The following is a 19,198-nucleotide window of genomic DNA, read 5'->3' as shown; positions in this document are numbered from 1 at the left end:
GTCTAGGCGACCGCAGCGCTAAGCGCCTGTTTAAGCGCTTTTGCAGCCTCCAGTTCTTGCGGGCAGTTTCCAGGCGCGACCATGGTGAAAACGGGTTCAATCTGACACAAGGCATCTTTGATGCGCCCCGTGCTTTGGTAAAGCTGTGCCAGATCAATCGTTGCTCGTATTTGCCAAAGCGTACCGCCACCCTCCCGCGCGATGGAAATTGCCTCAAGCAGATGTTTTTGCGCGCGTGGCCTGTCGTTTTCGGCAATTGCAAATGCCGCGCGCAGCCGGTGGATATCGGGCCTCCAGCTGTTTTCGCCGGTGTCATTCATCAATGCCTCGGCCGCATCGACAAGTTCTTTGGCGTCATCAGTCAGACCCAGCGCCAGTGCGCGGCGCGCCGCAACCACACGATTGCCAGGAACAAGCAGGCGAATGCCGGCATCCAGCATCGCCTCTTCGGCCTTGCGATAGGTCGCCAGCGCTGTGGCATCTCCTTCGGCCATTTGTAGCAAAGCATAGGTCGCTTCGGCCCAAAGATGAGAGGATTCGACTTTGTGTTCGATGATCATCGGGCGCAGGATGCGCAGCTGCTGCTTTTCCGCGGCAACATCATTTGCAACGTGGGCGCAAATAACAAAAAGCCCCAGCATCGCGCAGGTCGTATTGGTATGGCCGATAATGCGCGCGCGGTTTTCGGCCCTGCGCTGATAGGATTTCGCGCGGGCTGTCTTGCCACTAAATGTTGCCCCTAAAGACTGGTAAGTTTGCAGCCCCACAATCGGATCATGCCCAAAGCGTGCGGCAAGGTTCTGGCTTGCAACTTTTTCGCTCAGGGCTTCGGCCTCATCAAGATAGGGCTGTGCTTCGGTAAAGCGGCCCATCTTTAGCCGCCCGATCGCGGCCAGCCGTTTTGCGACCAATAGCTGCGCGATATCGCCGGATGCTTCGGCCAACCCCTTTAGTTCGTCGGCGCGTGCGACGCTGCGTTCAAGCCGTCCGCGGAAATAGCTGCTCATCAACAGCCCATAGATGATATCCCCGCGCAACGGCGTATCGCCATGCTTGTCTGCTTGCGCCAGTGCATCCTCGAGCGTCCCGATCGCTTCGTCAGACCAAAGCCCCTTGCCCTGCGAAAGCGCGACGAACAACTGGACCTTGAGCGCAATAGCAATGCCAAGCGCCGCTTTGTCACCGGTCGCGGCTGTCGGGGCGTTCAGGGCAATCGCGCGGCGCAAATGGGTTTCGCCTTCTTTATAGGCGGGGCGCGCCATCGCCGCTTTGGCTGCCGCTTCCCAAAGTACAATCGCGCGGTCGGTAAGCTGTGCAGCTTCTGCGTGAGTCGCCAAAAGTTCGGGCGCCGAATCCGGTCGGGCCTCGAGCACGGCAAGAATGCGTCTGTGAAAAACCGTGCGCCGTTTCTTGAGAAGACTTTCATATGCGGCATCGCGCACAAGCGCGTGTTTGAACACATATTGGATTTTGGGTGCGATTCCGCGCTTGTAGATCAGCTCTGCGGAGATAAGCCGTGCAAGCGCATCGTCCAGTGCGGCTTCGGGGATGTCGCAGATTTCAGCCATCAGCTGATGGTCGAATTCGCGCCCGACACAGGCGGCAATCTGGGCGATTTCCTTGATTGGCGCCAGCCGGTCAAGCCGGGCCATCAAACTGTCTTGCAAGGTTGCGGGAATCGCAAAATCGCGGATCGACCCGTTCACCGTGTAACTCCCTGCGCCTTCGATCAGGGCGCCAGATTCAAGAATGGTCTTGGTAAGTTCTTCGATAAATAATGGCACCCCGTCAGTGCGCCGCGCGATGATTTGCAAAATATCCTCTGGCAGGGATTTGCCTTGGGTAAGCTTTGCAACAATGGCGCGCGTCTTGGCCTCATCAAGCCGGCCAAGTGGAATATGGGTCACACAGCGGGCCGATCCAAATGCATGATCAAAAGGCGGCCGTGTTGTGGCGAGGATCATGATATTCTGCCCGGGCAATGCAGCAAGAATGAAATCAAGCAGTTCGAGCGAAGTCGGGTCAATCCAGTGCAGGTCCTCAAAAACCATGAACACGGGTTTATCGCGCGCCATGCGCAACAGGATTTCGACCAGCGCCTGCATCATCTGCGCGCGCTGCTGGGTGGGTGTTTCGTCGATTTCGCCATAGCGCGCAGAGCCGTCAATCCCCAACAAATGCGCAAGCACCGCATGGGTTAACGGGGTCCCTTGAAACAGCGATTCCACTTTATCAAGGCGTTCATCGACCGTGTCCTGCGCGGAAAATTGCGCCGAGTAGCTCAGGTGTTGGGCAAAAGGATAGAATGCGCTTTCGGTGTGGTAGGGCGAACATTGATAGGTCAGCCGGATATGGCTATCGGGCGCTATTGAATCCACGACCGCCTGAACGGTCCGTGATTTGCCAATTCCGGCTTCACCGCTTAGCAAAATCATTTGCCCGTCACCGGCCTGCGCATTTCCCCAACGCTGCAAGACCCTGCGGATTTCGGCATCACGGCCGACAATCGGGATAAGCGTTCCGGCTCTGCGCGCCTCGAACCGGCTTTTTACCGTGGTTTCACCTTGCACGACAAAAGCCTCGATCGGGCGGCCGATCCCCTTAAGATTGTGTGCGCCCAAGGGAACAAGCACAAATGTACTTCCCAGATGCGCCAGCATTTCACCGGGCACGACCAGTTGGTTGGGTTCGGCGACTGCTTGCAATCTGGCCGCCAAATTCGGGGTTTCACCGACGACTGCGGCTTCTTGACGTGCGCCGCCGCCGATCAGATCGCCAACAACCACAACCCCCGCAGCAATGCCAACCCGCGACGCAAGCGCCGTCCCATCAGGCGTTGCGATCTTTTTTGTAGCCTCGATGATGGCAAGGCCTGCTCGCAGCGCACGGTCTGTGTCGTCTTCATTGGCATGCGGCCAGCCGAAATAGCACAGCATGCCATCCCCCAAAAGCGTGGCCACAAAACCTTTGTATTCGTCTACTACCGCGGCGACAGCATGCTGGTATTTGGAAATAACGCCGCGCATGTCTTCGGCATCCATGCGCATGACCATTTCGGTCGATCCGACAAGATCAACAAACATCACCGTCAGGTGGCGCCGTTCTGCATGGGCATCGTCTGGCAGATTTGCGGGATCAGGAAAAACATGCGCATGCCGGCCCGTCGCGCCGGCGCGCATACGCGCAATTGCGCCCCAGATTTTGCGGCGCGGCCCCAATGGCAACCCTAGTTCTTTCAGGTCTTCCTCGTGCAATTCGGGCAGTGTTTCGACATCGATTTCGGCCTCGGCAAAGACCTGCGCGTATTTCTGAAGGCCGATTTCAGCCAACCAGCCTTCAATGTTAGGCATCGCAATCAATCCCCGAAACGTGGTTGGCGCAGTCCCTTATCTGGCTTCGGGTGCGCCGGCCGTAACCAAAGTGTTCCTTAATTCCTAGCATAGGGTGGCACCGCAAACTAGGTTTCTTGCAGAGCGCGACAAAAGCAAATGCGACTATCGCCATTGTGTGAACGATGCCTGCGCATTGTCTGCGGCCCGGTTAACCTTGATATTTGACCAAGAATCCAAATTGTGCAACGCTCTGGTCAATATTGTTTTTTCAGGGATTACCATGACAGATAATAGCGAAACAAAAAGCCTTGAGATGCGCGTCTCTGAATTGGAAGACAAGCTGGGCCAAGGATATTTTAGCGCAGCAGAGCTGGCCGCCTATCATAAAGTCGCAGCCGCCATCGGTGCATGCATGCCCGCTGCAGGTGCGTGCATGGGTGCATGCATGACTGCTGCGGGTGCTTGCATGGGTGCGTGCATGCATAGCGCAGGTGCTTGTATGGGTGCGTGCATGCCAGCGGCCGGCGCCTGTATGGGGGCATGTATGCCAGCCGCAGGTGCATGTATGCCCGCCGCGGGTGCGTGTATGCCAGCAGCGGGTGCGTGTATGCCTGCGCAGGGTTGCTGCTGTGACAAGAAGCCGGACAGTTAATAGCTGACGCTGCCAAGAAATGCCGCGATTTTTGGCCTGCTGGGTACGGCGGGCCAAATCAATAGATATTGCACGATTGGGCCTTGGGTGCATGGTGCAAGACGCATGGAAATCACTGGAACAATGGCGCACAGATGACATTGCTGCCCCAAAAGCCGTTGCTACCTGCGTGTTTTTTGCATTGGACCGAAACCGGTGGTGCAAACGATGAAGATGTCTTCCGGATCCTTTCGTGGCGGCGCAGCCTTACGTTAAAGGGGAAATCATTCCATTCCTTCGAAGAAACGGTGCTGCCGCTGTTGACGGGCACCCATACTGTTGACCAGATTTGCGAAAAAGTGGCGCATGTTTTCCAGAAGGATGATGTCGTGGCGTCTTTGCGCATGCTGGCCACACAAGGCATTGTTGTGGAAGGTGATGAACATATGGCGCAGCCGGAACATATGGCGCAGCTTGGCTGGCTGGGCGAAATGACCCCCGAGGGTCGCGCAGCGCAGCGCAGGCTGACGGATGCGCATGTGGTGATCGTCGGGGCGGGCGCGCATGGGGCGGTGACGGCGCGGGCGCTTGTGGCTGCGGGGATCGGGCGGTTAACGGTCCTTGATCCCGCTGCGGTCGGCGATGGGGATGCGTATTTCTCGGGGCTGTTTCAATCTGGCGACATCGGTCGGAACAGGGCTGAAATATTGATCGCCCGGTTGGCACAGGGCAACGGGGTGACGCAACTGGACGCTGTGCGTACGCGCCCCGATGATCCGGCGGCGATGGAGAAATACATCGCAGGGGCGTCGCTTGTGTTGTGTTGCCTTGAATCGGGCGAATTGAACCTTGCGGGCATGCTGAATATCGCCTGCCGCGCGTTGGGTGTGCCGTGGATCGCGGCTTCGCTTGAAGGGGGGGAACTTGTTGTTGGTCCCGGCTTTTTCCAGACCGGCACCGGCCCTTGCTATATGTGCTGGCGCCTGCGCGAGATTGCGGCGGCGGCGAATCCGCCCGCGCGGTTTGCGGTTGAACAGCATCTTGATCAGTTGCGCAGTGACAATTTGGGACGCCGCGAAAATCTTGTGGTGGCCGCCGATATTGTGGGCGGGATGCTGGGTGCCGAAGCGCTAAGCTGGCTAACAGGGGCCAGCGCGCCCGCCCTTGATGGCCGCTTTATTGTTGTGGGGCTACCGGGGTTGCGGGTGGAAAAACACATGGTGCTGCGCAAACCCGGTTGTCCGGTTTGTGGCGGCGATCACGGTGCTTCGCAATGAACGACAGTCAGGACGCCATCCGGCTGACTGCAGCTTTGGTCAGCAGGCGCAGCGGGATCGTGACAGATCTATCCCCCCAAACACGCGGCCCCCAAGAACCCAGCCCGCCGCATCTGTGGAACGCTACGCTGACGCATTACAATTTCCGGAACCTACCGATTGCCATGCGCCTGACGGGCGGAAAGGGGCTGACCGAGGACGCGGCCAAACTGGCTGCGCTGGGCGAAGCGATGGAACGCTATGCCGCCTTTCACTGGGACCCAAGCCGCCTGCAAATCGGGCCCGTGCCCGCCAATGCAATCACGCCGCCCGAAACGGTTCTTTATTCGGCCGCACAATATGCTGGCGGATTGCCATTTCACCAATGGTCCCCCGAAAGCGAAACAACTTGGATCAAAGGGGTCGATCTCTCCTCGGGGCAGGCTGTCGATATGCCCGCGTCGCTCGTTTATCTGGTCGGGCCACCCCCAAGAGCTGCGGATTATTTCACGGCTGTGACCTCAAACGGGCTTGCTGCTGGTAGGGACCTGAACCATGCCATTCTGGGCGGCCTGAACGAGATAATCGAGCGTGACGCCTTTATGATCACATGGCTGAACAAGCTGCCCGCGACAACGATCGAAACGCCACAGTCGGGTTGCTATGCTGCGCAAATCATCAGCCATTATGAACGGTTCGGGGTGAATATCGGGTTGCTTTCGCTTTACACCGATCAGGCCCCCTATGTGATCATGGCCATCGCCCAAGAACAAAACGGCAGTCGGGTCGTCGGGTTGGGGTGCGATTGCGATCCGGCAACGGCGGTTGACAAAGCCATGTTCGAATTGTGCCAGCTGCGCCCGGGAATGGCCGCGCGGATGCAAGGGGGCGACTATCAGACCCGCCTGAAAACCTATGCAGATGTGCGCAGCATTGACGATCATCCGCTGTTTCACGCGATCCCCGCACATGCCGGCGAATTCGATTTTCTGACCAGTACGGGCGCGCAGGTCACGCTGGACGATCTGCCGCGCCCGCCCGTTACCAACAGCGATGACCTGCTGGATTTCACCATTGCAGGGGCCGTGAACGCGGGTGCGCGCGTGGCTTATGCGGATATTACCACGGCTGATATTGCGCCGCTCGGGCCAAGGGTTGTGCGGGTTATCGCGACGGGCATGCAGCCGATCCATTTCGGCCATGGTCAGGTGCGGCTTGGCGGTGACCGCCTGTTCGAGGCCCCCGTGAAATGGGGGCTGCGAACGACCCAATTGACCGAAAACGGGCTAAACCAATGCCCGCATCCACTGGCCTAGATCATGCGCAATAATGTTAACGACCCATACGGGCTTTCGCAGCTGTTTCACCTGAATTCGGAGCCGTGGATCGACGAAAACCAGATGCCAAACGCGCCGTTTTCGCAAGAAACCAAAAGCGATCCGCATGCGCAACGCATTGCCCTGCCCGATACTGCGCGGGGGGCAATCGAAGGGTTGGCCGCCGGACGCAGATCAACGCGCGCCTTTGCGGATAATCCGCTTGCGTTGTGTGATCTCGCGGCAATGCTGCGGGCGGGGTATCAGGTGCTTGGCCCTGATCGTTTGGCTGACGGCACGCAACTGCTGCGCCGTCCTGTGCCTTCGGCTGGCGGGCTTTATCCGCTCGAGGTTTATGCGCTGGTGCGCAATGTCGACGGGTTGGCAAAAGGCATTTACCATTATGACAGCAAGGCGGATGACCTGGCGCTGATCAAGCAGGGCGATTGGGAAGATCAGGCGCGCGATGCATTCCTGACATGGTCATTTGTCGCCCAAGCGCCGGTTGTCTTGTGTCTTGGCGCAGTCTTTGCCCGTACCCAACGCAAATATGGGCCGCGCGGGTATCGCTATGTTCTGATCGAAGCAGGCCACGTTGCGCAAAATATCTGTCTGGCCGCGGCCGAGCGGGATTTGGCGACCCTGTGTCTGGGCGGATATGCCGACACAGTGCTGAACCGGCTCATCGGGCTTGATGGCCAGTCAGAGGCGATCATCTATGCGCTTGGGCTAGGCCATGACAAGAAAGGCCACGATTGAATGCGACTCCTTTTGTGAAATTCCATTTCACGTTAGCCGCTTTTGCGCTGTTCCCTCGCGCGCCGCAACCGTCACATTTGCGGCCGGTTTTTGCAGTTTGCCCATGAAATAAGGCGCGATTGCAAAATCTTCTGGCCAGTTTTGCAATGAACGGCCCAGCGAAATGTATCGCAACCTGCCGCGACGTCGCTGGCGAAAACCGGCGCGTTTGAAAGAAAATTACTTGCGAGCCATTCTATCGCGGTTATCGTGCGCTATCAGAATCCGAGTCCGACCAGATTTTTGACCTTGGTCACTGCTCAAAACAGGGAGTTCAAAAAAAATGAAAAATACATCCAAACTTATGATCTCGGCGCTGCTTGCCAGCACCATGCTCGCAGGCCCCGTTCTGGCCGAAAGCCATGTGCCCGAAGGTGTCACGCTTGCCGCTGACCAAACATTCACCTACCGCGTTCTGGACGAGCACAGCTCTGTCGATCCGCAAGTTGTTGAGGATGTTTCTGGTGCAGAGATCGTCCGCGATCTGTTCGAAGGCCTGATGAATCAGGACGAAGACGGCAATCTCGAGCCTGGTGTTGCAACGGGTTATACCGTCAACGAAGACAACACAGTTTACACATTTACCCTGCGCGACAATGCAAAATGGTCGAACGGCGAACCTGTCGTCGCTGGCGATTTTGTCTATGCGTGGCAACGTGCCGCCGATCCGGCGCTGTCATCGCCTTACCAGTGGTTCATTGAACTGATGTCGATCGCCAATGCTGCCGAAGTTATTGCCGGCGAATTGCCACCAACCGATCTGGGTGTGCGCGCGATTGATGATCTGACTTTCGAAGTCACACTGTCAGCCCCACTGCCATATTTCCCGCAGATGACCACACATTCGACAACCTTCCCTGCGCCGCGCGCAGTGATCGAAGAATTTGGCGCGGACTGGACCAAGCCTGAAAACATCGTATCGAACGGCGCCTATGTGCTGACCGAACACCTGCCGCTGGAACGCTCTGTGCGTGAACGCAACCCGATGTATTGGGACAATGACAACACCATCATCGAAAAAGTTGTCGCCCTTGTGATCAACGACGAAAACGTCGCCCTGACACGTTTCCAAGCCGGTGAATTGGACCGCACCGAAGTCCCCGCTGGCCAGTTCCCGCGCCTGAGCGAAGAATACCCCGGCATCGCGATCAGCTTTCCGCGTCTGTGTAACTATTACTACACATTCAACCTGAGCGATTCGGGCCCGGAAGCGTTCAAAGATGTGCGCGTCCGTCAGGCGCTGGCACTTGCGGTTGATCGCAGCATCATCACGCAAAACGTTCTCGCCGGTGGTCAACCAGAGGCCTATACATTCACCCCTGCGGCTGTGGCTGGTTTCACACCACCTGCGACCGACATGCAGGCGATGACCCAAGAAGAGCGCAACGCGAAGGCTGTTGAGCTGTTGGCAGAGGCAGGATACGGCCCTGACAATCCGCTGACATTCGAGATGATCTACAACACATCCGAAGCCCACAACAAAGTCGCGGTCGCGATGAGCCAGATGTGGAAGCAAACACTGGGTGTCGAAGCATCGCTTGCGAACCTTGAATGGCAGGTCTTCCTTGAAACACGTGGCAACCAGGACTTTGAACTGGCCCGTGGCGCATGGTGTGGCGACTATAACGAAGCCTCTACCTTCCTTGACCTGCTCGACAGCCGCTCGGGCTATAACGACGGTAAATACAACAACCCCGAACTCGATGCGTTGCTGGCCGAAGCCAAAATGTCATCTGATGTTTCGGGCCTTTATACCGAAGTCGAAGGCATCATCGCAGCAGATATGCCTGTCATTCCGATCTACCACTATGCTGGCGTCTACATGATGGACAGCGATGTTGGTAACTGGCCTGTAGGTAACGTTGAGCAAAACTGGTATTCACGCAATCTGTATAAGATCGCTGAATAACATCTGAACCCACGCCGCCCCTGACCTTGGGGGCGGCGTTTTATGTCAGGAATCCCATGCTCAGTTTCACCATCCGGCGGCTGTTTGTCGCTATCCCCACAATTTTGATCCTCGTGGTTGCCTGCTTCTTTTTGATGCATCTGGCACCGGGTGGCCCGTTCAATGGCGAACGGCCGTTGCCACCTGTCGTTTTGGCCAACATCGAAGCGCGCTACGGGTTGGATCAACCGCTTATCGTGCAGCTTTGGCAGTATCTGACCAATATCGTGCTGCATTTCGATTTTGGCCCTAGTTTTGTTTTCAAAGACCGCGATGTGAACGACATTATTGCGCAGGGCTTTCCGATCTCGCTGACCTACGGCAGTCTGTCGTTTCTGGCGGCCACGGTTGTCGGCGTTAGCCTTGGCGTCGCCGCAGCCATCCGGCACAACACATGGATCGATTATTTCGCCGTGAGCCTTGGCATTCTGGCCCAAGCGCTGCCCAATTTCATCATGGGGCCGATCCTGATCCTCACCTTTACGCTGTGGCTTGGCATCCTGCCCGGCGGTGGCTGGTACGGCGGCCAATGGCAATATCTGATTATGCCCGTGATCGCGCTTTCCACATCCTTCATGGGGTCGATTGCACGGATCACGCGGTCATCCATGCTTGAGGTGATGAACGCCAATTTCATCCGCACCGCCCGCGCCAAAGGCCTGCCTGAACGTACTGTTATCTGGCGGCACGCAATGAAACCGACCCTGCTGCCGGTGATCTCGTATCTTGGTCCGGTGTTTGTCTATGTGCTGACTGGGTCGGTCTTTGTTGATCTCTATTTCTCGACCGGTGGTCTTGGTCAGTCTTTTGTGAACTCTGCCCTGTCGCGCGACTATGCCGTGCTGCTGGGGGTGACAATTCTATATGGCACGTTGACGGTGGTGGTGAACCTGCTGACCGACCTTTCATATGCCTGGTTCGACCCAAAGATAAGGTACTAACCCCGTGTTTCAACGCTATAAAAAAGCTCAGGCGCAGGCGTCTGACATGACCCACCACACGGCCGTTCAGGGCAGGTCGCTCATGCGCGATGCGCGCGACCGGTTCTTCCGGAACAAGGCCGCGCTTGTGTGCTTGGGCATTTTGGCGCTGGTTGTGCTTTTTGTCCTTTTGGGACCGCTTTTTGCCGTCTGGGACAATGAAACGATCGACTGGGGCAATATGGGTGCCGGTGGCGTGCCGTCCCTGCAAACGGGGCATTTTTTCGGCACCGATGATCTTGGGCGTGATCTATATTCACGGACAATTCAGGCCACGGGAACGTCATTGATGGTGGGGCTGATCGGCGCGGGTATGGCGCTGATTATCGGGATCGCTTGGGGTGTGATCGCGGGGTTCTATGGCGGTTGGCTGGATTCCGTGATGATGCGGATTGTTGATATTCTTTTGGCCATTCCACTGGTTCTGGTGCTGATCCTGATCCTTGTGATCGCGGGGCGGTCGTTTACCACCTTGTTTATCGCGCTTGGGGCTGTGTCATGGCTGACAATGGCGCGGATCGTACGGGCGCAGACCATGGCGCTCAAGGGGCGCGAATTTATCGAAGCCGCGCGCGCCAGCGGCGTGTCAGAAACGATGATCATTATCCGGCATATACTGCCCAACCTGATGGGGGTTGTGATCGTTTATGCATCCTTGTTGGTGCCTGATATGATCCTCGCGGAAAGCTTTATTTCGTTTCTCGGGCTTGGCATTTCCGAACCCAGCACATCACTGGGCAAACTGATTTCCGAAGGTGCGGGCACAATGGCCTATGGCACCCTGTGGCAACTCGCATTCCCGCTTGCCTTCTACGTCACCATCATCATCACCATGTTCTTTATCGGCGATGGCCTGCGTGACGCACTTGACCCAAAGGACAGATAAGATGAGCGTTTTTTCGGTCAAAGACCTGTATGTCGATTTTGATACCGCTGATGGCACCGTCAACGCGGTGCGCGGAATTTCATTGGAAATCGCCAAGGGCGAATGCCTTGGCATCGTGGGTGAATCCGGCTCTGGCAAAAGCCAGTGTTTTATGGCGGCGATGGGTTTGCTTGCGGGCAACGGGACGGCGCGTGGTTCGGTGAAACTGGGCGATTCAGAAATTCTGAATCTGGCCCCCAAAGCATTGAACGCCATTCGCGGCGATGAGGTGGGCATGATCTTTCAAGACCCGCTCACCGCGCTGACCCCGCACCTGCGCATTGGCCAGCAAATGGCCGAAGTGTTAAAGGTCCACCATGCAATGTCCGACCGCGAAGCGCAAAAACGCTGCCTTGACTGGCTGGACAAGGTCCGCATTCCGGACGCCGCACGGCGTTTGCAGCAATACCCGCACGAGCTGTCAGGCGGGATGCGTCAGCGGGTTATGATCGCGATGGCGATGCTCTGCGACCCCAAACTGCTAATCGCGGATGAACCGACCACGGCGCTGGACGTGACCGTGCAGGCTGATGTGCTGGATCTGATCGCGACCTTGCAGGCCGAACACCAGACCGCCGTTGCCTTGATCACCCATGATATGGGGGTCGTTGCGCGCATGTGCGACCGTGTGCAGGTCATGCGTCTGGGCGCCTTTGTCGAAGAAGGCAGCGTCGAAGATATTTTCGCGCGCCCCGGCCACGATTACACCCGCAAATTGCTGGACGCGATGCCGCGCATTGATACCGACGCGCCGGAAAAACAGGTCGATCTTAGTAAACCGATTTTGCAAGCGGACGACATCAAGGTCCATTTCCCGATCAAAATGGGCGGCGGTCTTATCCGCAAGACGGTGCCGCTGCGCGCGGTCAATGGTGTCAGCTTTACGCTGCATCAAGGCGAAACCTTGGGCGTTGTGGGGGAATCCGGTTGCGGCAAATCTACGCTTGCGCGCGCGGTTCTGCGGCTGGTCGAGCCGACCCAAGGCTCGGTCAGCTGGCTGGGAACGAACCTGACTTCGCTCGACAAGAAAAACATGATCAAGGCCCGCAAGGACCTGCAAATCGTGTTTCAGGATCCGCTTGCCAGTCTTGATCCGCGCATGACAATTTCCGCGTCAATCGCCGAACCGCTTAGCACCTTCCGCCCTGATATGACCGCGCAGGAACGGCGTACTGAGGTCCAAGACATGATGCACCGCGTCGGCTTGGACGCGTCGATGTACAACCGCTACCCGCACGAATTGTCGGGCGGGCAAAACCAGCGGGTCGGGATCGCGCGCGCGATGATCAACCGCCCGAAACTGATCATCTGCGACGAGGCCGTATCGGCGCTTGATGTGTCGATCCAAGCCCAGATCATCAAACTGCTCAAGGAACTTCAGCAGGAATTTGGCATGTCGATGCTGTTCATCTCGCATGATCTTTCGGTGGTGCGCGACATTTCCGACCGGATCATGGTGCTCTATCTAGGGCGCATGGTCGAACTGTCGGGCAGCAAGGCAATCTGCACCACGCCACAGCACCCCTATACGCAGGCGCTTATTTCGGCGGTGCCGATTCCGGACCCCGTGGCCGAGCGCGCCCGCAAGCGCATCACATTGCCTGGCGATTTGCCGTCGCCAATGGATATCAAGGCGGCGCTGCGGTTTTTGCCCAGCAAACTGCGCGCAGGTCAAACCGACTATGTTCCGCAATTACAAGAGGTTGCACCTGGCCACTTTGTTGCCGAGCATGACAAGATCGAAGAAATCCTGCGACATCACTGAACAGCCGCCTGACCGTTGCTTGCCAGATACCCGTCGCGGCAATTAGGCAAGCAGGGCAGTGTAAATAGCAATAAAGGACGCGTTGCCGCGCCCTTTTTGTTGATTGCCCATTACGGTTCCGACCAAGGGTCAATTGACCCTAACGGGGTTAGCTTTCACGCGCTGCGGCGATCGATTCTTCAAGAATGTCGAGCGCTTCTGACATGATTTCATCCTCGATCGTGATCGGGGCGAGAAAGCGGACAACGTTGCCATAGACGCCGCAGGTGAGCAGGATCAGGTTCCGCTTTAGCGCTTCTTCGCGAATTTTTTGCGTGAACGCGGGGTCCGGCGCAGTACCGTCGGCGGTGTTGAATTCTGCGGCGACCATAAATCCGGGCCCGCGAATATCCACCATTTCGGGTGTCGTTGCGCGAATGGCTTCCAACCGCTGGCGCAAACGCGACCCCAGTTCATTCGCCCGCGCGCACAGGTTTTCTTCGGCGATCACGTCCAGAACGGCATGCGCAGCAGCGATCCCCAACGGGTTGCCACCATATGTCCCGCCAAGCCCGCCTGGTCCGGCGGCGTCCATGATTTCGGCTTTGCCGACAACTGCGGCAAGCGGAAGTCCCCCGGCCAGCCCTTTGGCCATCGTTGTCAGGTCAGGCGCGATTCCATAGCCATCCATTGCGAACATGTTTCCGGTACGTGCAAACCCCGTCTGGATTTCATCCGCAACCATCACGATACCATGCGCGTCACAAAGCGCGCGGATTTCGCGGACCAATTCAAGCGGCGCAGGGTAGAAACCCCCTTCACCCTGCACGGGCTCGAAAATGATTGCCGCGACACGGTTCGGGTCAAGATCGGCTTTGAACAGCTTTTGCAGCGCATCCATCGCGTCTTTTGTGGATACGCCGTGCAGTTCAACGGGAAAGGGAACATGGTAAACATCGGGCATCATCGCACCGAAACCCTGCTTGTAGGGTGCCACTTTGCCGGTCAGGCTCATGCCCATGAATGTCCGGCCGTGAAAACCGCCGCCAAAGGCGATGACCGCCGGTCGCCCTGTGTAGGCTCTTGCAACTTTGATTGCATTTTCAACAGCTTCGGCACCGGTGGTGACAAAAACAGTCTTTTTGTCGAAATCGCCCTGAACCATCGCGTTTAGTCGTTCGGCAAGGCCGACATAGTTTTCATAGGGCAAGACCTGATGGCAGGTATGCGTGAACAAGCCCATTTGCCGCGTGACGGCTTCCATCACCTTTGGATGGCAGTGCCCCGTGTTCACAACGGCAATACCCGCCGCAAAGTCGATATAGCGGTTGCCTTCGACATCCCAGACTTCGGCGTTTTTTGCACGCGCCGCATAGATCTGGGTCTGCATCCCGACGCCACGCGAAATGGCGCTGTTCTTGCGGGCACTAATTTGTTCATTCAACATGCGAATCCGTCCTTCGATTCATTTCATGTTTTCACAATTATCCGAATTATCGCGTTCCATGAAATCGTATTTCGGGTTGGCAATAATTATCTTTGTCGGTGTCTCTGGGGTTTTCTTGGGGCGCGACAATCACAGCTATTGGGGCAGGGGAAATGGATCGCGCGCTACCGGTTCTGGATAACAGCGCTTTCCCATGCATTGATGAAAACCTGCCGCTTGAGATGGTCAAGATAGGTCATCAAAGCGGGTTCGAGGTTAATAGACGGGCGGCCACTTGCGTCTTGATATGCTTCGAGTGTGGGCAGGGGAAAATCCGTGCCGGAGCCCTGTGATTGCAGGCGGATCAGGTGCCGCAGGAATGCTTCGGCCAAAACCGGATCTGACGCGGACTGTGAGACAAGCGCGGAACGCATCATTGTCGTCGGGAAATCCGAGGGCAATATGACAGTAAGCGCGTCATGGGTGTCGGTGCGGGCCAAGGCGTAGCTGCCCAGAACGTTATATGCCACAAGGATGCGCCCCTCTGCGAGGTCGTCAATCATTGCGCCGGAACAACAGTAAAGCCGGACATTCAGACTGCCAATTACCTCCATCAGGCGCCAATAGGTTTCGGATGCGCGAGCGTCTTGCGTCGCAAAGAGATATCCCACCCCCGATTGGCGAACGTCATAGGTGCCAATTTTTCCGTCAAAAACTTCGGCATTTCCGCGCAGGGCCTCGATCAGTTCCTGGCGTGTGGTCGGAATACCTATGCCGTCAAAGGCCGCAGTCCTGATCACGATCGCCGCCGGTTCTGTAGTGAACGCAAACAGGCTGTTGCGCCACTGCGCCCAGTCGGGATGTGTCAGGTCATCCAGCCTTTGTGCGAACCCGTCGTTGGTCAGTTTGATTTGCAGATCCATCGCGCTTGAGATGACAACATCGAATTCATCAGGGGCAAGGCGGAACCGATCGTCGAGGTCTGCCGTGCTGGTCACAAGATATTCAACCGATACATCGGGCCGCTGCGCGATAAAACTTTCGATAACCGGCTTGAAAAATGATGTGTCTGTGCTTGAAAGAATCCGCAGCGACTGGGGCGCGTTTGATGCGCCGAACACTTGCTGGTCTTCCCAGTCTTGTGCGTGGCCAAGCAGCGGAAACAGGGAAACAATTAGAATTGCAATGAAACGCATGCGCCGCCTTCTTGTCTGTTGGACAGCGTCATGATGCCATCATGTGCATTGACCACGTCTTGGGCAATTGTCAGCCCGAGGCCTGACCCGATATGCCCTTCGGTATCACCGCCGCGCACAAACCGACCGGCGAGCTTGTCGATCTCATGCAGCAAGAAACCACGGCCTTGATCCGAAACATCAACCCTTATGCGCGGGGTTGTTTGGACGTGGATCATTATCGATGTTTCAGCTGGTGCGTATTTTAACGCATTGTCGATTAGGTTGCGAAACGCGTTCTGGAGCAAAACAGGATCGCCTTGCAAAATTGCGGGCGCATTGCTGTCGAGATAAAGCGCGACATCACGCATGTCCGCAACGGGCGTCATGCGCTGCACAAGATCACGCAACAAGCCGTCAAGGTCGACATCTTCGCGTTCAAGGTTTCCGGCCCGAAAGGTGACCATCGCGTGATCCAACAGCTGTCCGGCCGCGCGCGAGCTTTCGTCAATTGCGCGCATCATCGAACGCAACGCGTCACGGTTTTCCTGATTTTGGACCCGCTGGAACGTGGCTTCGGCGTATGAGCGCACTGTCGCCAGCGGTGTCCGGACACGGTGCGCTGCCTCTGCGATAAAGTCTTCTGATTGTTTAAGAGATTGATCCAGCCGTGCCATCAGGGTGTTCAACGACCTAACCAGCGGCACCATTTCGGTTGGCACGGGTTTTAGAAACGGGCTCAGGTCCTGCGGACCGCGGCGCGTCACCGATGTTGTCAGGCGGCTAAGCTGGCCGATTGTTGTGGACGTGCCCCAAAACGCCAAAGCCGTGGCGAGCGCGAAAAAACCTAATCCGAATCCGGCAACGTTGCGTGAAATCCTGTTCAATGTTTCTGCAAGCGCGTCCTGGGTTTGTGCCACGCTGACAGTCACCTGTCTGGATCGGTCAGCGCCGATCAATGTCCGGCTTGCCGTTGCGACACGCACGGTTGCGTTGTCGTATTGCGCCGATACAAACATGCGTGCGTTGCCTGATGCACCAAGCCCCGTTTCCAATCCATCGTAGCCGGACAAAAGATTTCCATCTTCGTAAATGGCATAAAATATCCGGTCATCGGCCGAGGTGCTGAGCATCGACAAAGACGCATAAGGAAAGTCGAGTTCAACCACCCCGTCACGCAGAACTGCGGCGTCAAGAATTGACGACACCGAGGCGCTTAGGATGTTGTCCTGGCCTTCTTGGGCGATCTGGGTGGCATAGCCGCGGACAACGAAAAACAACAAGATCGCGAGCAACGCGGCCCCGCCCGTCAGGATCGTCGCAAGCTGATTGCGAAGCGATCCAAGAACAACAAAGTCATTCTTCATGATCAAGTCTGTAGCCAATACCGCGCAGGGTTCTGATATGCACGCTGGACCCTTCAAGGTGCTTGCGAAGCCGGCCGACATAAACCTCGATAGCGTTTTCGGACACATCGTCGTCATAGGAAAACAGGCGATCCACCAACTTCTGCTTTGAGAAAACCTGCCCCTTGGCGTTCATCAACAGTTCTAACAGACGCAGTTCGCGGTTGCGCAGATTGATCGTCGTGCCTTTGACGTTAAGGTGCCCCCTGACGGGGTCAAATTCGACGTCGCCGATGCGTGTTGTGGGCTGTGCGGTGCCCGACTTGCGGCGCAGCACAGCACGACAACGGGCCTGTAGTTCGGCATGGTCAAACGGCTTGGTGACATAATCATCGGCCCCCAGATCAAGCATGCTGATTCGATCTGAAACCTGACTGCGGGCTGTCAAAACGATCACTGGCGTGTCGTTTTTTCCTGCGCGATGCTGCTTGAGAAAGCTGCGGCCATCCCCGTCGGGCAACATAATATCCAGCAAGATAAGATCGTATTCACCCGCCTTGGCATAATCCAGCGCATCACTGATTTTTGCTGCATGATCAACCTGATGCCCATCCAGCCCCATGCGTGAACTGATTGCATTCGCGAGCTCAAAATTGTCCTCGACGAGAAGGTATTTCATCGCACGGTTTTGCTTTCTTTGGTCGGTGTCAGGTCCGTGTCAGGTTACCGTGTTTAACTTTTCGCACAAGGCCGTGAGGAGACGGTTCTTTTAGGGAGAGAAATATGACAACGATGAAAATGGGCCGTCGCGCCCTGATCGCAGCAACCTGCGCAACACTTGGCTTGGGCACTCCGGTATTCGCCGACGGTCACCAAGTGCTCGACAGTATCCACTTTTTGATTCCTGGCGGTGCCGGTGGCGGATGGGATGGCACCGCGCGCGGCACGGGCGAAGCCCTGACCGAGGCAGGGCTGATCGGCTCTGCGTCTTATGAAAACATGTCCGGCGGCGGCGGCGGTACAGCGATCGCATATCTGATCGAAAACGCGCAAAGCAACTATGGCACGCTGATGGTCAATTCGACCCCGCTTGTGATCCGCGGCTTGACCGGCGAGATTTCGCAAACCTACCGCGATCTCACACTCGTCGCCGGCACGATCGGTGATTACGCGGCGCTTGTTGTCGGCAAAGACAGCCCGATCAATACAATGGAAGACTTCCTTGCCGCGTATGATGCGAATCCTGCGGGCACCCCTGTTGGTGGCGGGTCCGTTCCCGGTGGTCTTGACCACGTTGTCGCCGCAATGGTGATGCAGGCAGCGGGGCGCGACGCGCTGGATGTGAACTATATTCCATACGACGCCGGTGGCACCGCGATGGCGGCTTTGCTCTCGGGCGAGATCAAGGCGCTTTCTACCGGCCTATCCGAAGCGATTGATTTGTCTGAAGCAGGCGAAATCAAGATCATCGGCATCACAGCACCAGAGCGCGTCCCCGCATCGCCTGATTCAATGACGATGGTTGAACAGGGAATTGACACGACCTTTGTCAACTGGCGCGGCTTCTTTGCTGCACCTGGTCTTCCTGCGGAAGATCTTGCAGCCTATCAGGACGTGATTTCAAAGATGTACGAGACCGAAGAATGGGAAACAGTGCGCGCCCGTAACGGTTGGGTCAACATCCATAATCCAGGCGAAGACTTCCGGACCTTCCTTGATGAACAAGAACAGGTCATCGGTGATCTGATGCGCCAGCTGGGTTTCCTCTAGGAACCTAAATCGGGCGGCGCATACCCTGCGCCGCCCGTTTTCAAACACTTTCTATAGGGATTGATGGCATGGCTTTGGATCGTTGGATCGCGCTCGTTCTGCTGAGCATCTGTTTACTTTACGGCTATACTGCATGGCTTACGATGGACGCCAATCTTGCACCGTTTATGCAACGCAAGCCGATTTGGCCAAGCACCTTTCCAAAGGTTTTGTCGATCTTTGGTATCGTGCTTTCGCTGATCATTCTGCTTGGCCTCGAGAAAGCAGAGCAAACGGTCGGTGAAATCGATTACCGCAAATTGCACGAATACAAACTTGGACAGGCGATCCTCATTTTGGGGCTGATGGTTGTCTATGCAATCTGTTTGCGCCCGATAGGGTTTCTTGGGTCGACAACAGCATTTCTTGTCTTGGGGTCGTTCATTCTTGGCGAACGCAAGTGGCTTGTGATGTTCACCGTGTCGCTGCTGACGGCGGGGATCATCTGGTATCTCGTGCAGGAAGTGCTTGGAATTTTTCTGCGCCCATTACCATTCTTTTTAGGGAACTGA

The 19,198-nt window shown here is 56.6% G+C and carries 14 protein-coding genes; 9 read left to right on the top strand and 5 right to left on the bottom strand.

Annotated features, from left to right (window positions below):
- Positions 1 to 2: 2 nt before the first annotated feature.
- Complete coding sequence (locus BM320_RS12860; RefSeq protein WP_131802422.1) at positions 3 to 3,350, bottom strand: ATP-binding protein; 3,348 nt, start codon at positions 3,348 to 3,350, stop codon at positions 3 to 5.
- Between the two features lie 768 nt (positions 3,351 to 4,118).
- On the opposite strand from BM320_RS12860, the gene BM320_RS12850 reads away from it, so the two are divergent.
- The 7 genes from BM320_RS12850 to BM320_RS12820 all read left to right on the top strand — a co-directional run bounded on the left by BM320_RS12850 (position 4,119) and on the right by BM320_RS12820 (position 12,951).
- Positions 4,119 to 5,240, top strand: a complete 1,122-nt coding sequence (locus BM320_RS12850; RefSeq protein ID WP_090200933.1) for a TOMM precursor leader peptide-binding protein — start codon at positions 4,119 to 4,121, stop codon at positions 5,238 to 5,240.
- A complete protein-coding gene (locus BM320_RS12845; RefSeq protein WP_090200931.1) occupies positions 5,237 to 6,535 on the top strand; it encodes a YcaO-like family protein in 1,299 nt (432 codons plus the stop codon). Before BM320_RS12850 ends, BM320_RS12845 begins: the two co-directional genes overlap by 4 nt.
- 3 nt (positions 6,536 to 6,538) lie before the next feature.
- Positions 6,539 to 7,294, top strand: coding sequence for a SagB/ThcOx family dehydrogenase (locus BM320_RS12840; protein WP_090200929.1), 756 nt, complete (start codon positions 6,539 to 6,541; stop codon positions 7,292 to 7,294).
- Positions 7,295 to 7,616: 322 nt separating this feature from the next.
- The gene (locus BM320_RS12835) at positions 7,617 to 9,242 is read left to right on the top strand and encodes a peptide ABC transporter substrate-binding protein (protein WP_090200927.1); all 1,626 of its coding nucleotides are present in this window, start codon (positions 7,617 to 7,619) and stop codon (positions 9,240 to 9,242) included.
- A gap of 56 nt (positions 9,243 to 9,298) precedes the next feature.
- On the top strand, positions 9,299 to 10,222 hold the full coding sequence (locus BM320_RS12830; RefSeq protein ID WP_090200925.1) for an ABC transporter permease subunit: 924 nt from the start codon (positions 9,299 to 9,301) through the stop codon (positions 10,220 to 10,222).
- Positions 10,223 to 10,268: 46 nt separating this feature from the next.
- Positions 10,269 to 11,147 carry an ABC transporter permease gene (locus BM320_RS12825; protein WP_090201550.1) on the top strand — a complete coding sequence of 293 codons (879 nt, stop codon included), beginning with the start codon at positions 10,269 to 10,271 and terminating at the stop codon, positions 11,145 to 11,147.
- A gap of 1 nt (position 11,148) precedes the next feature.
- Positions 11,149 to 12,951, top strand: a complete 1,803-nt coding sequence (locus BM320_RS12820; RefSeq protein ID WP_242651052.1) for an ABC transporter ATP-binding protein — start codon at positions 11,149 to 11,151, stop codon at positions 12,949 to 12,951.
- Between the two features lie 148 nt (positions 12,952 to 13,099).
- Here the strand turns inward: BM320_RS12820 and BM320_RS12815 are convergent, their stop codons facing one another.
- From BM320_RS12815 to BM320_RS12800, 4 genes are all read right to left on the bottom strand, one after another.
- A complete protein-coding gene (locus BM320_RS12815) occupies positions 13,100 to 14,377 on the bottom strand; it encodes a 4-aminobutyrate--2-oxoglutarate transaminase (RefSeq protein WP_090200923.1) in 1,278 nt (425 codons plus the stop codon).
- A gap of 164 nt (positions 14,378 to 14,541) precedes the next feature.
- Positions 14,542 to 15,552, bottom strand: coding sequence for an ABC transporter substrate-binding protein (locus BM320_RS12810; RefSeq protein ID WP_090200921.1), 1,011 nt, complete (start codon positions 15,550 to 15,552; stop codon positions 14,542 to 14,544).
- Complete coding sequence (locus tag BM320_RS12805; protein WP_090200920.1) at positions 15,531 to 16,898, bottom strand: sensor histidine kinase; 1,368 nt, start codon at positions 16,896 to 16,898, stop codon at positions 15,531 to 15,533. The genes BM320_RS12810 and BM320_RS12805 overlap by 22 nt, the downstream gene beginning before the upstream one ends.
- Positions 16,888 to 17,556, bottom strand: a complete 669-nt coding sequence (locus BM320_RS12800) for a response regulator transcription factor (protein ID WP_090200918.1) — start codon at positions 17,554 to 17,556, stop codon at positions 16,888 to 16,890. The genes BM320_RS12805 and BM320_RS12800 overlap by 11 nt, the downstream gene beginning before the upstream one ends.
- A 104-nt stretch (positions 17,557 to 17,660) precedes the next feature.
- On the opposite strand from BM320_RS12800, the gene BM320_RS12795 reads away from it, so the two are divergent.
- Together BM320_RS12795 and BM320_RS12790 are read left to right on the top strand one after the other, a co-directional pair.
- On the top strand, positions 17,661 to 18,647 hold the full coding sequence (locus BM320_RS12795; protein WP_090200916.1) for a Bug family tripartite tricarboxylate transporter substrate binding protein: 987 nt from the start codon (positions 17,661 to 17,663) through the stop codon (positions 18,645 to 18,647).
- A 68-nt stretch (positions 18,648 to 18,715) separates the two neighbouring features.
- The gene (locus BM320_RS12790) at positions 18,716 to 19,198 is read left to right on the top strand and encodes a tripartite tricarboxylate transporter TctB family protein (RefSeq protein ID WP_090200914.1); all 483 of its coding nucleotides are present in this window, start codon (positions 18,716 to 18,718) and stop codon (positions 19,196 to 19,198) included.

Source organism: Yoonia tamlensis, assembly GCF_900115105.1.
Classification (GTDB): Bacteria; Pseudomonadota; Alphaproteobacteria; order Rhodobacterales; family Rhodobacteraceae; genus Yoonia; species Yoonia tamlensis.
This window is presented reverse-complemented; position numbering and strand designations above follow the sequence as displayed.